This window comes from Cryobacterium sp. PH31-L1, from assembly GCF_030063145.1.
GTDB lineage: Bacteria > Actinomycetota > Actinomycetes > Actinomycetales > Microbacteriaceae > Cryobacterium.
In genome coordinates this window covers 548,280-560,788 of sequence record NZ_JASISM010000001.1, presented here as the reverse complement: position 1 = coordinate 560,788, position 12,509 = coordinate 548,280, and the positions used below count along the sequence as shown (strand labels likewise).

13 protein-coding genes are annotated in these 12,509 nt (G+C 65.6%); 5 read left to right on the top strand and 8 right to left on the bottom strand.

Going from position 1 to position 12,509, the window contains the following annotated elements:
• Positions 1-253: 253 nt before the first annotated feature.
• Positions 254-1,132, top strand: coding sequence for a hypothetical protein (locus tag QMF22_RS02705; protein WP_283450092.1), 879 nt, complete (start codon positions 254-256; stop codon positions 1,130-1,132).
• A 162-nt stretch (positions 1,133-1,294) separates the two neighbouring features.
• Here QMF22_RS02705 and rraA read toward each other — a convergent pair whose 3' ends face one another.
• From rraA to QMF22_RS02675, 6 genes are read right to left on the bottom strand one after another with little or no spacing between them, the layout of a single operon-like run.
• Positions 1,295-1,762, bottom strand: a complete 468-nt coding sequence (gene rraA / locus QMF22_RS02700) for a ribonuclease E activity regulator RraA (RefSeq protein ID WP_283450090.1) — start codon at positions 1,760-1,762, stop codon at positions 1,295-1,297.
• 55 nt (positions 1,763-1,817) lie between these two features.
• A complete protein-coding gene (locus QMF22_RS02695; RefSeq protein WP_502846896.1) occupies positions 1,818-2,675 on the bottom strand; it encodes an amino acid ABC transporter ATP-binding protein in 858 nt (285 codons plus the stop codon).
• Complete coding sequence (locus QMF22_RS02690; RefSeq protein WP_283450086.1) at positions 2,618-3,601, bottom strand: amino acid ABC transporter permease; 984 nt, start codon at positions 3,599-3,601, stop codon at positions 2,618-2,620. The genes QMF22_RS02695 and QMF22_RS02690 overlap by 58 nt, the downstream gene beginning before the upstream one ends.
• Before the next feature lie 4 nt (positions 3,602-3,605).
• A complete protein-coding gene (locus tag QMF22_RS02685) occupies positions 3,606-4,553 on the bottom strand; it encodes an ABC transporter substrate-binding protein (RefSeq protein ID WP_283450084.1) in 948 nt (315 codons plus the stop codon).
• A gap of 26 nt (positions 4,554-4,579) precedes the next feature.
• Complete coding sequence (gene menC / locus QMF22_RS02680) at positions 4,580-5,689, bottom strand: o-succinylbenzoate synthase (protein WP_283450082.1); 1,110 nt, start codon at positions 5,687-5,689, stop codon at positions 4,580-4,582.
• Complete coding sequence (locus QMF22_RS02675) at positions 5,686-6,552, bottom strand: hypothetical protein (RefSeq protein ID WP_283450080.1); 867 nt, start codon at positions 6,550-6,552, stop codon at positions 5,686-5,688. Before QMF22_RS02675 ends, menC begins: the two co-directional genes overlap by 4 nt.
• 105 nt (positions 6,553-6,657) lie before the next feature.
• Between QMF22_RS02675 and QMF22_RS02670 the strand changes: the two genes are divergently transcribed.
• The 3 genes from QMF22_RS02670 (at position 6,658) to QMF22_RS02660 (ending at position 8,911) form a co-directional block, all read left to right on the top strand.
• A complete protein-coding gene (locus QMF22_RS02670; protein WP_283450077.1) occupies positions 6,658-7,878 on the top strand; it encodes a PucR family transcriptional regulator in 1,221 nt (406 codons plus the stop codon).
• Between the two features lie 37 nt (positions 7,879-7,915).
• Positions 7,916-8,185: an acylphosphatase gene (locus tag QMF22_RS02665; RefSeq protein ID WP_283450075.1), complete on the top strand. Its 270-nt coding sequence runs from the start codon at positions 7,916-7,918 to the stop codon at positions 8,183-8,185.
• 72 nt (positions 8,186-8,257) lie between these two features.
• Positions 8,258-8,911: a Pr6Pr family membrane protein gene (locus QMF22_RS02660; protein ID WP_283450073.1), complete on the top strand. Its 654-nt coding sequence runs from the start codon at positions 8,258-8,260 to the stop codon at positions 8,909-8,911.
• 16 nt (positions 8,912-8,927) lie between these two features.
• Here the strand turns inward: QMF22_RS02660 and QMF22_RS02655 are convergent, their stop codons facing one another.
• Entirely contained in the window at positions 8,928-10,337 is a 1,410-nt protein-coding gene (locus QMF22_RS02655; RefSeq protein ID WP_283450069.1) for a flavin monoamine oxidase family protein, read from the bottom strand.
• A gap of 124 nt (positions 10,338-10,461) precedes the next feature.
• The gene (locus QMF22_RS02650; RefSeq protein ID WP_283450067.1) at positions 10,462-11,262 is read right to left on the bottom strand and encodes an SDR family oxidoreductase; all 801 of its coding nucleotides are present in this window, start codon (positions 11,260-11,262) and stop codon (positions 10,462-10,464) included.
• A gap of 205 nt (positions 11,263-11,467) precedes the next feature.
• Here QMF22_RS02650 and QMF22_RS02645 point away from each other — a divergent pair, with 205 nt between their 5' ends.
• Positions 11,468-12,496 carry a hypothetical protein gene (locus tag QMF22_RS02645; RefSeq protein ID WP_283450065.1) on the top strand — a complete coding sequence of 343 codons (1,029 nt, stop codon included), beginning with the start codon at positions 11,468-11,470 and terminating at the stop codon, positions 12,494-12,496.
• The last annotated feature ends 13 nt before the right edge of the window (positions 12,497-12,509 follow it).

Here is a 12,509-nt window from a genome sequence, read left to right as displayed (position 1 = left end):
CGGGGGTTTGAACTTAGCCGTCGAACGGCCGGCTCCAGCAGCCCCCGATCGGGAGCTTGCGCGCGGGTCAAATGCCTGATTTATCGCACTGGCCGGGCTTTGTCCACCCCAGTACGGGGGCGGCACCGGCTCGACTGGACTTTTACCGAATGAGTTGTGCCACGATGACATTGCCCGGTTGTTCGACAGCAACCCCACGGCACGACCAGCCCGGCATATTGCCGTTCGTCGTAGAAATGTCCGGGGGAAGTTCATGATCGACAATGATCTGTCGCGCGCGGTCACAAATACCCAGTCCGCGGCGACGGCCGCCGTCGCCGCATTCAATGCCAGCACCTCCCCGGAACAGCCGGAGGGGCTCCAAACGTCGTTCACAACGACCGCTCGGGCGACCGCAGCTGCTTCGGCAACGTCCTATGCCACCTGGCAAGGTGTCAGTGAGCAACGCCACATCAACTATCGGTTGTGGGTGCAATCACCAGACGGTCAGCGATACTGCGATTGGGCCCCGAGGGCGTCCCTGTTGAGCCAGGCGATCGCAGCTCGCCACGAAGCCATCTTGGCCGCCTGGCGATTTGATGCCAGCCAAGTTATCTCGCCGGCAGAGCAGGAGGCCTTCGCCGCCAGCCAGGCCGGCACAACCACGCTCCGGTCGAAGCGGTCACGATCCATTCGTCGAGGCGGCATCGCCCTCATGCTGCTGTCGCCCGTGGTCTGGGTCTTCGCCTACTTCTTCGTTCTGCTCACCGGCGGCGAAATCAGCATGCAGGCTATCCTGCCCGTCGCCTGGCTACTGCTCGGTGCCGGAGTGGTCTTCGCCGGAGCACGAATGGCTCGCCCACTACCCACGGACGACTCCGACCTAGCAGCGGGATCCGCAAACCGGGTCGCCCTGCTCGGGTTCGATCCACTCACCGAGCCGGCTCGGCTGCCGCGGTTATGGACGGAGGATCCAAAGGTGGGCGAGCGCCTCGACCAATTCATGCGCGACGCCTACACGAATTTTCCGACGCCGAGCGAGCTGCCGGCTCTGCGCATTCCCGACGTACGATCGGGGCGCACCGAGGCGTCGATCCAGGTGCGGGCGGTGCTCGAACAGTTCGCCGCAACGGATGCGTTGAATCACCTCTGACCGATCGGTCGCGCGAGCGCCGCGGTAGCAGCCCCCGGACCACGTTTACGAGGTTGAGGTCACCCTCGACAACGGAAGCGACCGCGACGTAGAGCTCGACGCCAACTTTGTCGTCGTGCGCATCGACGACGTTCAGCAGTAACAGCCACACTCGAGCAAGGGTTAGCGTTCGACGAGAATGCCGTCTTCGTCGCAATAGACGGTGCGCCCGGGCGTGAAGGTCACGCCGGCGAACTCGACCACGGCATCCGCTGTGCCGGAACCGGTCTTGGAACTCTTGCGCGGATTGCTGCCGAGAGCTTTCACGCCGAGGTCGAGGGCGCCGATGGCGACCCGGTCACGCACGGCACCGTTGATGATGGCGCCGGACCAGCCGTTCGCGACGGCGAGGTCGGCGATCATATCGCCCATCAGCGCCGAGTTGAGAGAGCCGCCGCCGTCGATGACGAGCACGGCGCCGTCGCCGGGCGTGGACAGGATCGACTTGAGCAGGGCGTTGTCTTCGAAGCAGGTGACCGTGCGAATCGGGCCGCCGAACTGGGCTCGCCCGCCGATCGTCTGAAACTGCAGTGGTACGGATTGCAGCTCGTCGCCACGCTCGTCGTACAAATCGGCGGTCAACACGGTCATTGTTCCTCCAGGGTTGCGTTGCTTCCAGAGTAGGCCCCGGGAATACCGCTCGGTGTCACATGACGCTGTCGAGAAAGGCCTTCGTGCGCGGGTTCTGCGGATTGTCCAGCACGCTCGCCGGCGGCCCGCTCTCCACCACTACCCCGGCGTCCATGAAAACAACCTCATCGGCCGCGCCCCGGGCGAAGCCGATCTCATGGGTGACCACGACCATCGTCATGCCGTCTGCCGCCAGCGCCCGCATGACGTCGAGCACGTCTCCAACCAGCTCCGGGTCGAGCGCGCTGGTCGGCTCGTCGAACAGGAGCAGCTTGGGATCCATCGCGAGTGCACGTGCGATCGCGACGCGCTGTTGCTGCCCGCCGGAGAGCTGAGCCGGGTAGGACTGCGCGAGGTCGGCCAGGCCGACCCGGTCGAGAAGCGCGCGGCCTCGCGACAGGGCAGCCGGTTTCGGCACTCCTCGTACGCCGATCGGCGCCGCCGTGATATTCTCGAGGGCGGTCATGTGCGGAAACAGGTTGAAGCGCTGAAACACCATTCCGATCCCGCCGCGCTGCCGAGCAACCTCGCGCCGGTTCATCTCAAAGATGCGTCCGTGCCTGGCGGCGTAGCCGACCAGTTCGCCGTCGACCGAGATGCGACCGCCGTCGATGCGTTCCAGGTGGTTGATGCAGCGCAGAAACGTGCTCTTGCCCGAGCCGGACGGCCCGAGCAGACACATCACCTGGCCGGCCGCAACGTCGAGGGAGATGCCTTTGAGCACCTCGACACCGCCGAAGCTCTTGCGCACCTTGCGGGCGCTCAGCAGCGGTTTAGGAGCGGATGCCGTCGGGTCCGGTTCGCGCGTTGTGTCGGTCACGGGGCATCCGCTCTGTTGGTGGTGGGGCGTTGCGTTGGACGCAGGGCCGCCCATACCCGGGCGAGCGGCGTCGGTGGCAGGGTGCGGGCGTTGCCGCGGCCGTAATGACGCTCGAGGTAATACTGCGGAATCGACAGCATCGAGGTGAGAAACAGGTACCAACAGCTGACCACGACGAGCAGTTCCACCTGGCGTAGGTTCTGCGAGGAGATCTGGGTGGCGACGGTGTACACCTCGAGCACAGCGATGACGGAGAGGAGAGAAGTGTTCTTGAGCATCGAGATGGTCTCGTTACCCATCGGCGGGATGATCACCCGCATGGCTTGCGGCAGCACCACCTTGAACAGGGTGAAGGTGGGGCTCATGCCGACCGAGTAGGCGGCTTCGTACTGGCCCTCGTCAACCGAGAGCATGCCGGCCCGCACGATTTCGGCCGAGTACGCGGCCTGATTGAGCGTGAGGGCGAGCAGCCCGGCGGTGAATGCCGGGATGAGCGTGTTGGTGTCCACCGAAAACAGGCTGAAGTCGGTGAACGGAATCCCCAGGGTGATCTGCGCATACAGCAACCCGAGGTAGCCCCAGAACACGATCTGAATGAGCAACGGCGTGCCGCGAAAACCCCAGATGTAGAGCCAGGACAGGGCGTTCATCACCGGGTTGTTGGACAGGCGCATGACCGCCAGCAGCACCGCGAACACGGTTGACACGGCCATCGACACGATCGTGAGCACGAGGGTGAGCACGACGCCGTCGAGAATGCGCCGGTCGAAGATGAACTCGCTGATCGAGGGATGGTTCACGTTGTCGTTCTGCCAGAGCGAAACGGCTACGGCAGCGAAGACGACGAGGAGCAGCATCGCGATGACCCAGCGCCACGGATGCCGCAGCGGAACCGCATCGATGTCATCGGGGTCGCTGCCGGCCGGCACTGCGGCGGGTGGGGCCGTCGGGCCGGGCCGCACGAGCGGAAGATTCGGCATCAGGTCACGCACCGAGGTTGAAGCCGGCCTCGTCGAGCCCGTAGTTGGTGAGGTCGTACTTGGCCAGAATCTCCGCGTAGGTGCCGTCGGCGATGGTCGCGACCAGCGCGAGGCGGATGGCTTCACTCAGATCACTGTTCTCCTTGAGAATGCCGATTCCGCTGTAGACCGGGCTGTACCCGTTGGGGTTGGCGTCGTCGGTGACGACCTCGAACATCGTTCCGTCACCGGCGGTCTGCGCGGTATACGCCGCGACGGCCGAGTCAACGACCTCGGCCACGGCGCGGCCGGACCGCACTGCGGTTTGCACCTCGGTTTCGCCGGGAAGTTCGGAGATGATCACCGGGCCGGGGCCGGCCGCCGTGCATTCCTCGTCGTAGCTGCGCAAAATGTCGGCCTGCACGGTGGCTTTGGGCACCGCCACGTCCTTACCGCAGAGGTCGAGCACTCCGGTGATGTTGTCGGGGTTGCCGGCGAGCACGAGAATCGAGAATCCGGCGTGGAAATAGTCGACGAAGTCGAGGGTGCCCTGACGTTCCTTGGTGTCGTTCATGCCCGACATGATCACGTCGTTCTTGCCGGCCTGAAGCGACGGAATCGCGGTGGCGAACGCCTGCTTCTGCAGTTCGAACTTCACGCCGAGCTTCACGCCGAGGGCTTCGGCGAGGTCGTGGTCGAAGCCCGTGATGTTCTGCTCGGCGTCGTACATTTCCATGGGCGGGTACGGGATATCCGAGGCGGCCTTGATGATTCCGGCCTTCTTGAACGACTCCGGCAGGGCGGCAGCTGCCACCGCATCGACGTCACCCGCGACCGCGGCAGGATCGGAGCTGTCGCCGGTGCTGTCAACGGCGGCGGAGCATCCGCTGAGGGCGAGGCCGGCGACGAGGCCGACCGACGCGAGCAGTTGCCAGCGCGGGCGGGGCGAAACTGTGTTCAGGTGCAAGGTCATGGCGGTCTCCTCTGGTTCGGGAAAAGCTAGAAACGGATGCTGTCGGTGCTGGCGGTGACGCTGGCCAAGACGTCGGGCAGCACCTCCACACCGATGCCGGGGCCCGTCGGTACGCGCAGGTGCCCGTTCTCGAGCTCGAAAGGTGCGGTGAGGTCCTGCGCGAAGTACCGGCTCGACGCCGAGGTATCACCCGGCAGCACGAAGTTCGGCAGGGCGGCGAGGGCCACATTGGCGGCCCGGCCGATGCCGGTTTCGAGCATGCCGCCGCACCAGACCGGCACGCCGTGGGCGGCCGCGACGTCGTGGATGCGCCGAGCCTCGAGGTAGCCGCCGACTCGGGCGGGCTTCACGTTGATGATGCTGCAGGCGCCGAGCGTAATCGCCGTCGCAGCGTCGCGGGCCGATTCAATCGACTCATCGAGGCAGATCGGCGTCTGAATGAGCTTGGCCAGGTTGGCGTGGCCGAGCATGTCGTCTTCCTTCATCGGCTGTTCCATCAGCAGCAGGTCGAACGGGTCGAGCACGGAGAGGTGGCGGGCATCGGCGAGGGTGTAGGCCGTGTTGGCGTCGACTTGTAGCAGCATGTCGGGGCCGAATTTCTCGCGCACGGCTTTGACAGGTTCGAGGTCCCAGCCGGGTTCGATTTTCAGTTTGATGCGCAGGTAGCCCTCGGCGAGGTAGCCTGCGACGGCATCGAGCAGTTCGGGGATGGAGTCCATGATGCCGACCGAGACGCCAGCCGGTACGCTGTCGCGCACCGCGCCGAGGTGACTACCGAACGAGACGCCGGTGGTCTTGAGTTGCGCGTCGAGAATGGCCGTTTCGAGCACGGCCTTGCTCATCATGTGGCCCTTGACCGGTTCGAGCGCGGTCGCAACCAGTTCGGCGCTGAGCCGGTCGCCGAGCGCCTGAAGCCGAGGCACGAGGTGGTCGCGAATGACCAGGTCGCTGGCGTCCAGAAATTCTGAACTGTACAGGGGGTGGGCGTCCGCGGCGCACTCGGCCCAACCCTCGGCATCCGCTGTGATCACGCGCACCACGGTGACTTCCCGCTCGGTGGACGTGCCAAACGAGGTGCGGAACGGCCGCACCAGCGGCATGTGCACGCGGCGTAGCTCGATGGTCTCGATTTTCATGCTGTTCCTCCTGGTGCGAGTCGGTACCAGCCGTCACGGCTGACCCCGCGGGCTATATGCCCGGAAGCGAATATGTCGGTAAAAATGGAGCGGATGCTACGTCGCCACTCGGCCGCGAGCTGCGGGTTCTGCCCACGCAATGCCACGATGTCGGCGGGAACCCGGCACCACAGGTCGCCGTCGGCTGCCACGAGCACGGGGTCACCGTCTGGGCCGATTTTCAGCACGTCGTTCGGGGTGAAGTCAGGACGTTCGACCGCGATCGGGCGGTCGTCGCTGCAGGCAGCTGACTCGTCACTGGTGAGCGGCCAGACGGCCACCAGACGGTCACTTTCATCGTTGGCATTCATCTCGCCCTGCATGGGGCCGTAAAAATCGACGGCGTACTCGCTCACCTGAGCGCCGAGCTTGGTGAGGTTGAACCGGGCGTTTCGGCTGACCAGGGGGTCGAAGGTCCAGGTCATCTCAGTCAGGTCGCGGGCCAGGCCCCAGGCACGCTGGTGCTGTTTAAGGGCGAACCCCACTCCGCGGTCGCTGATGCCAGGGAGAACACCGGCGATCAGGGAGTACATCGATGTCGATTGCGGCGTGACGATGGCCGCGGCGGCACCGACCAGCCGGCCGGCCGGGTCGCGGGCTGCGGTCACGTTACAGCCGGCGTGGCTAATGCTGCGCAGCAGTTCGGAGGGGATTGCGCTCTCGCCTGGCGGCAGGAGCCAGACCCGGTTGAACAGGGCTTCAATCTCGAGAAAGCCGGCGAGGCTGTTTTCGTCGCTCACCTTCACGCCGGCCGATTCGGCCGCCACCCGGGCTGCGGCCTGAGCCTGTTCCGTGACGGCGGCGAGGGTGTGGGAGGGCGACATCTGCCCAGTGTGGCCGCCTCGCAGGTCGCGATCTTTAGCGTTCAGCACAAATAACTTGGTTGTTTATGGTTGTCGAGCACAATGCCGGTTCGCTACGGTGGACGGATGACTTCCCTGGGACTGCCGGTCGGCGACCTGTTCGCCCTGGCCAACGCCATCGCCGCGATGGTCGGCGGAGCGACAGCGATCGAAGACGTGCAGACCCGGGTGCTGGCCTATTCGACACTTCCCGACCAGCCCATCGACGACACCCGGCGCGATGGCATTCTGGGCCGTCAGGTGCCCGACCTGCCCGACAATGATGAGGCCTATGCCTCGCTGTTTCGGGCGCGCGGCGCCGTGCGGCTGCCCGGGGCCATGACGTCGAACCTGCCTGGTGAACCGGCGGTACCGGTGGGATTGGCTCGGCTGGCGGTCGCCGTGCGGGCGGGCACCGAGCCGCTCGGATCGATCTGGGTGGTCGACGCCACTGGGGAGCTGGACGCCGCTGCCGCGGCCGAACTGGAACGCGCAGCAGACATCGCCGCGCTGCATATTCTGCGTGCCCGCAGCGCCGCCGACTTAGCCCGGGCGCAACGCGCGGTGCTGCTGCGGCGACTGCTCGACGGTGACACGGATGCCCGCCTCGTCGCCGCCCAGCTCGGCCTCGACCCGGGCGGTCAGTTCGTGGCCCTCGCTTTTCAACCACAGTTCGGCCCCGCCGGCGATGAACTGCGAATGAATCGGCTGGTCGACCTCGTGGCGATGGCCTGCGAGGCGCACCAGAGCGGCACCGAGTGTGTCGCCATCGGCACCACGGTTTATGCACTGTTCTTCGGCCGGCAGCTGAATGATGCACAGTTGATCAGCATCGAAGCGATGGCCGCTCGTCTGGTCGCACGGGCGACCATTGCGATGCGGATCGCGCTGCGGGCATCCGTTGGATCGCTGGTGACCGGAGTCGACACGATCGCCCGGTCACGGCGGGATGCCGATCTTGTCCTCTTGCTGACGGATCCGGCTGGCCCGGTCGTGAGTGCGCGCAATGTGGGCAGTCGGCTGAGCCTGCTCGAACTCGGACAAGTGCTGCGGGACACTCCGCGGTTGTTCTCGTCCCAGGCACGCGCCGTTCTCGATCTGGATGAGCGTTCGGGCACCGAGTACGCACTCACCCTGCGTACCTACCTTGATTGCGGGCGGGACTCGGCCAGAACGGCCGCATCGCTGTCGGTGCACCAGAACACACTGCGCTACCGCTTGCGCCGGGTGCATGAGCTGTTCGGTACCAACCTCGACCACGCCGACGACACGCTCATGCTATGGCTTAGCCTGCGCGTGGCCGACTAGCTGTTGCGCCAGCGCCCACCGGGCGCACAATAGTGAGGTGATTCGCAAACGAGTGCTCGCCCGCGGCGAGGTGCAGGGCGTCGGGTTTCGTTACCACGCCCGGGCCCATGCGCTGCACCTCGGGCTGGTCGGGTACGTTCGGAACCGGCCCGACGGGTCGGTGGAACTCGAGATCGAGGGGCGGGAGGCATCCGTTTCGCGCATGTTGCTCTGGTTGGAAACCGGCCCGCGGTATGCCGTCGTGACCGCCGTCGAGGTGAGTGATGTCGCCGTAACCGGCGAGAGCCAGTTTCAGATCACCGACTGAGGTCAGGGGCCGCCCGGCGCTGGCGTAGCGTTAGCCTATGACCGCGCGCACGAGCCCCGCCGGGGGACGGGAATGAGGGCGCGCACCGCGTTCGGTGTGGCGCGCCTCGGCCTGACCTCGGTCGAACTCGTGGCCTTGATCGGCTACTTTGAATACACCCTCGGAGTGACCACCTTCGCCATTGCGAACTTCTTCAGCTACTTCACGGTGCAGAGCGCCATCGCATCGATTTTCGTCTTTCTGACCGCCGCGATCGTCGCCTTGCGGCGCCCGACCGACCCGCCCTGGCTCGACATGTTGCGGGCGATGGTGACGACCTACATTCTGGTCTCCGGGGTCGTCTACGGCATCATCGTCTGGCAGTCGTCGAGCGCGAACTATTCGATCGAGGTGCCGTGGTCGAGCCAGCTGTTGCACTTCGTGATTCCGGTCCTGGCCCTCATCGACTGGATCGTCGACCCGTTCAAAGCCCGCCTGCCGTGGAGGTATCTCGGCTGGGCCATCGTCTTTCCGCTGTTCTGGCTGGTCTTCACCCTGGTTCGAGGGCCCATCGTGGGCTGGTACCCATACTTCTTTCTCGACGCCCGCCAGGTGAGCGGCCCGGGCGAGACCGTGTTCTACTGCCTGATCATCGTGGGAATCATCACCGGCATCGCAGCCCTGCTCACCTGGATAACCCGCTTAAAGCGGATGCCCCGCCACCTGCTTCCGCCCTGGCGCGCCTGAGCTGCCGCGGACACCGCTACTGGCCGGGGACCGCGAGGAACGGCTCGAGCGCGGTGAGGGCCGCAGCAAGAAACTCGTCATCGTCGAGCTCGCTCAGTCTCGTCGCGTTTTCGGCGGCGATCAGACCCATGAGCACCGGTTCGCCGGTGAGCGGCATCATGTTGACCCAGACCGCAAAGTCGGCGTCTTCACCGACGATGGTCCAGAGCCGTGCCTCGGTATCCCAGAACGGCACGTCGAAGCGCAACCAGATCTTGTCCACCACGCCCATACCGAGCGCGCCGATCGCCCCCCGGTGGGCAAAAGGCAGGGCCGGCGAGAATTCGATCGCCGCGTCTTTCAAGACACCGAGTGGCACCGTCACGATGACCCGATCGGCCGACAGCGATTCACCGGTGCCGAGGCGCAGGCTCACACCACGGTCATCATGGGCGACACGGTTGACCACATTCGACAGCAGCAGGTCGAGGCCCTCCGCGTCACTCGCCAGCAGGGTCGAATAGCCGCCCACCACGAGCTGGTCGTCGTCGGTGCTCGCGATGTCGGCCGTGTACCAGGCCGATTGCTGGCTCGGTGTGGCCCCGGTCCCGACCTTGAGTTTCGTGGCGATCTCGTACTCGAGCCAGTCGGCATCCGAGAGGCCTTCGGCGTTCGGGGTCTTCGACAGGCTGGCTTCGCCCGAATCGACCAGGGCACGTTCAACCGAGACATCCTGCTGCTGATTGGCCGCCCAGCTGAGGGCTCCGGCCACGGCCTGGGTGCCGAGTGGTGACACCTCGACGATCGCCCCGGCTCGGGTTCGCACCTCGGGCGTGCGCACGAACGGCAGCAGCTTGACCCCGAGGGCCGTGAGCTCGTCATCCAAGAAATTGTCCGAGGTGTTGTGTACGAACGAGGGACCACGTTCGATCGGAAAGGGCCAGTCGTCGCTGACGGTGTCGATACGCCCACCGATGCGGTCGCGCGCCTCAATCACGACCACGTTGAAGCCATCGTTGACGAGTTGACGGGCCGCCGTTATCCCGGCAATTCCGGCACCGACAATCGTGATGCGTTCCCCCGGAGCCGCGACGTCCCTCACCTGGCTGGCCGCCAGCAGACCAGAAGCGCGGGCACCCTGCACGGTGCCGGGCTCATCAGCCGCGGTCGCTTCGCCCGCGAAGAACACTCGGGCGTCGACGGCCTGGCCGAGCGCGGCTCGGTGCTCTGGGGTGGCACCGACAGCGGCGTAGCTGAAGGATCCGCGGGAGAAAGGGTCGGCCGACCAGTTGGTTCTGGAGACCGTGAGCGGCTGCGGAACCAGCGAGGGGGTGAGCGTGGTTGGCGTCGGGGATGTCGTCGGAACCGGCGCCGGGGACACGCACGCCGCGAGGGCCAACACGGAAAAACCCGACGCTGTGCCGAGCAGAAAAGTGCGCCGCTTCACGATCGGTCTGCTTCAGAACGGCGGATCTCGGGCGCGCGCCCGCAGTGGTTCAGTACGGCGCCAGTCATGAGACCAAACTACCGCAGACCGTGCCGGTTGACATTTTCTTCTCTACGGGAGCAGGCTACCGGCGGCGCTCCTCGGCCACGGAGTTACCGCCGTCGACGACGATCACCTGCCCGGTGACGTAGGCGGCTCCTGGCGAGGCAAGAAACGCGATAACGGATGCAACCTCCCCCGGCGTTCCGCTGCGCCCGGCGGGTACGAGCGCACCTTCCAGTGCCTCGCTCGTGAGTTGGGAGCCGGTCGCGATCCAGCCAGGTGCGACGGCGTTCGCCGTGATGCCCACTTCGGCCTCGTCCACGGCGAGCGCCCGCACCAGCCCGACCAGCCCGGCCTTCGCTGCGGCGTAGGCGACATCATTGCGGCTGGCCATGATCGCCCCGCTCACGCTCGACACCATCACGATGCGGCCCCATCCGGCCGCGCGCATGAACCCGATCACCGTGCGAGTGGCATGAAATGCTGTGGACAGGTTGATGGCGAGGCCGTGTTCCCACTCGGCCGGACTGGTCAGGATATCTCCGTGACCCATCTCGGCGTCGCCGACCGCGACCATGCCCGCGTTGTTCACGAGGACCGTCGGTTCGAACCCGCCCGAGGCGAGGGCCGCCTGAAGTTCCGCGGCGCCGGCGTCCGAGTCGAGGGTGCAGACGATTCCGACAGCGTCGAGGCCGTCTGCGGTGAGTTCCCGCGCTCGGTCGTGTACCCGCACTGTCGTACCAGTGAGAATCACCCGGGCGCCGAGTTCACCGAGCATCCGTGCGGCAACAAAGCCGATACCCGTGGCGCTGCCCGCCCCGGTGACGAGCGCTGTACGCCCGCCGAGGTCGAAGGCGGCCGGGAGCGCCGGTGCAGGAGTCATTGCGTCAGGTTAGCGCCCGCGCGGTCGGCCGATCGCCGAGAGGCCCTACTTTTTCCGACAGTCCCTGTTCAAACGAGGACTCTGGGCAAAAAGGGGGTACCTCGGCACGGTCGGACGCCCTCCTCCACACGCGGTAAGTGGATGCGTTGTGCACGGAGTGAGGCGGCACCGCCCCGACCAGGCGGTAAGCGGTAACGATGGGCGTATGACACCGACTCAAGGATCAGCATCCGAGGATACACCCGGGGTTGCGGATGCTGCCATGAAGGGCTGGCTGCCATTGCAGCTGCGCCGGGACCTGGACCTCGTTGGTGCCGACGGCCGTGCTCTCAACCGCTCGGTGGCGGCGGGCGACAGCATCCGTTTGCGTCGTGGCGTGGTGGTGAACGCGGCCGGGTGGGACGAGCTCCAGGCCGTGGAGAAATACCTGCTGCGGATGCGCGCCGTTGCCGCCACCCGACGTGCACAACCGGTCTTCTCGCACCAATCGGCGGCCGTGCTCTGGGGGCTCCCGATCGTTGGCCGTTGGCCCGACGCGGTGCATCTCATGGTGGGTGCCCCACGATCCGCGCATTCCAAAAATGGTGTGATCTGGCATCACGACGTACTCACCGACGAAGATGTCGTCACAATTGACGGGATGCTCGTGACCAGTTTGGTGCGCACCCTATTAGATCTGGCGCGCACCACACCGTTTCTCTCCGCTGTGGCCAGCCTCGATCACGGCACTACCGCAAAATTGATCCTGCCGAACCGATCTGTCGTCGCCGGAGTGTCAAAAGAGGAGCTGCTGGATCGGCTTAATCAGGCCGGACCACGCCGCGGCAGTCGGGCCGCCTTCGAGGCGATCTCATTCAGCGACAACCGCTCCGATTCACCTGGAGAATCGCTGAGCCGTGGCCAAATCCACCTGTGCCATTTTCCGGCCCCCGATTTGCAGGTTACTTTTGCAAGCAACGATGGGCACAACGACACCGTCGACTTTCGCTGGATTCAGCGTCAGGAGCTGCGCACCGTCAAACTTCTCGGAGAATTCGACGGCTTCGTCAAATACACCCGCGGTGAGTATTTGCGGGGCCGCACCATGGACCAAGTGGTCTGGAACGAGAAAGTGCGCGAAGATCGCGTTCGACTCACCTCGGGCCACGGTATGGCTCGGTGGCTGTGGGACACCGCGCTGCGCGCTGATCGGCTGCGCGCTCTGCTGCTTCAGGCTGGCCTGCGCCCGGAGTGAGAACGCCCGCTGC

Bases quoted from the DNA above. Each gene is read 5' to 3' on its own strand.
- QMF22_RS02705 (WP_283450092.1), top strand. From the start codon at position 254: ATGATCGACAATGATCTGTCGCGCGCGGTCACAAATACCCAGTCCGCG.
- QMF22_RS02690 (WP_283450086.1), bottom strand. From the start codon at position 3,601: ATGCCGAATCTTCCGCTCGTGCGGCCCGGCCCGACGGCCCCACCCGCC.
- QMF22_RS02650 (WP_283450067.1), bottom strand. From the start codon at position 11,262: ATGACTCCTGCACCGGCGCTCCCGGCCGCCTTCGACCTCGGCGGGCGT.
- rraA (WP_283450090.1), bottom strand. From the start codon at position 1,762: ATGACCGTGTTGACCGCCGATTTGTACGACGAGCGTGGCGACGAGCTG.
- QMF22_RS02660 (WP_283450073.1), top strand. From the start codon at position 8,258: ATGAGGGCGCGCACCGCGTTCGGTGTGGCGCGCCTCGGCCTGACCTCG.
- QMF22_RS02670 (WP_283450077.1), top strand. From the start codon at position 6,658: ATGACTTCCCTGGGACTGCCGGTCGGCGACCTGTTCGCCCTGGCCAAC.
- QMF22_RS02675 (WP_283450080.1), bottom strand. From the start codon at position 6,552: ATGTCGCCCTCCCACACCCTCGCCGCCGTCACGGAACAGGCTCAGGCC.
- QMF22_RS02685 (WP_283450084.1), bottom strand. From the start codon at position 4,553: ATGACCTTGCACCTGAACACAGTTTCGCCCCGCCCGCGCTGGCAACTG.
- menC (WP_283450082.1), bottom strand. From the start codon at position 5,689: ATGAAAATCGAGACCATCGAGCTACGCCGCGTGCACATGCCGCTGGTG.
- QMF22_RS02695 (WP_502846896.1), bottom strand. From the start codon at position 2,675: ATGGGCGGCCCTGCGTCCAACGCAACGCCCCACCACCAACAGAGCGGA.
- QMF22_RS02645 (WP_283450065.1), top strand. From the start codon at position 11,468: ATGACACCGACTCAAGGATCAGCATCCGAGGATACACCCGGGGTTGCG.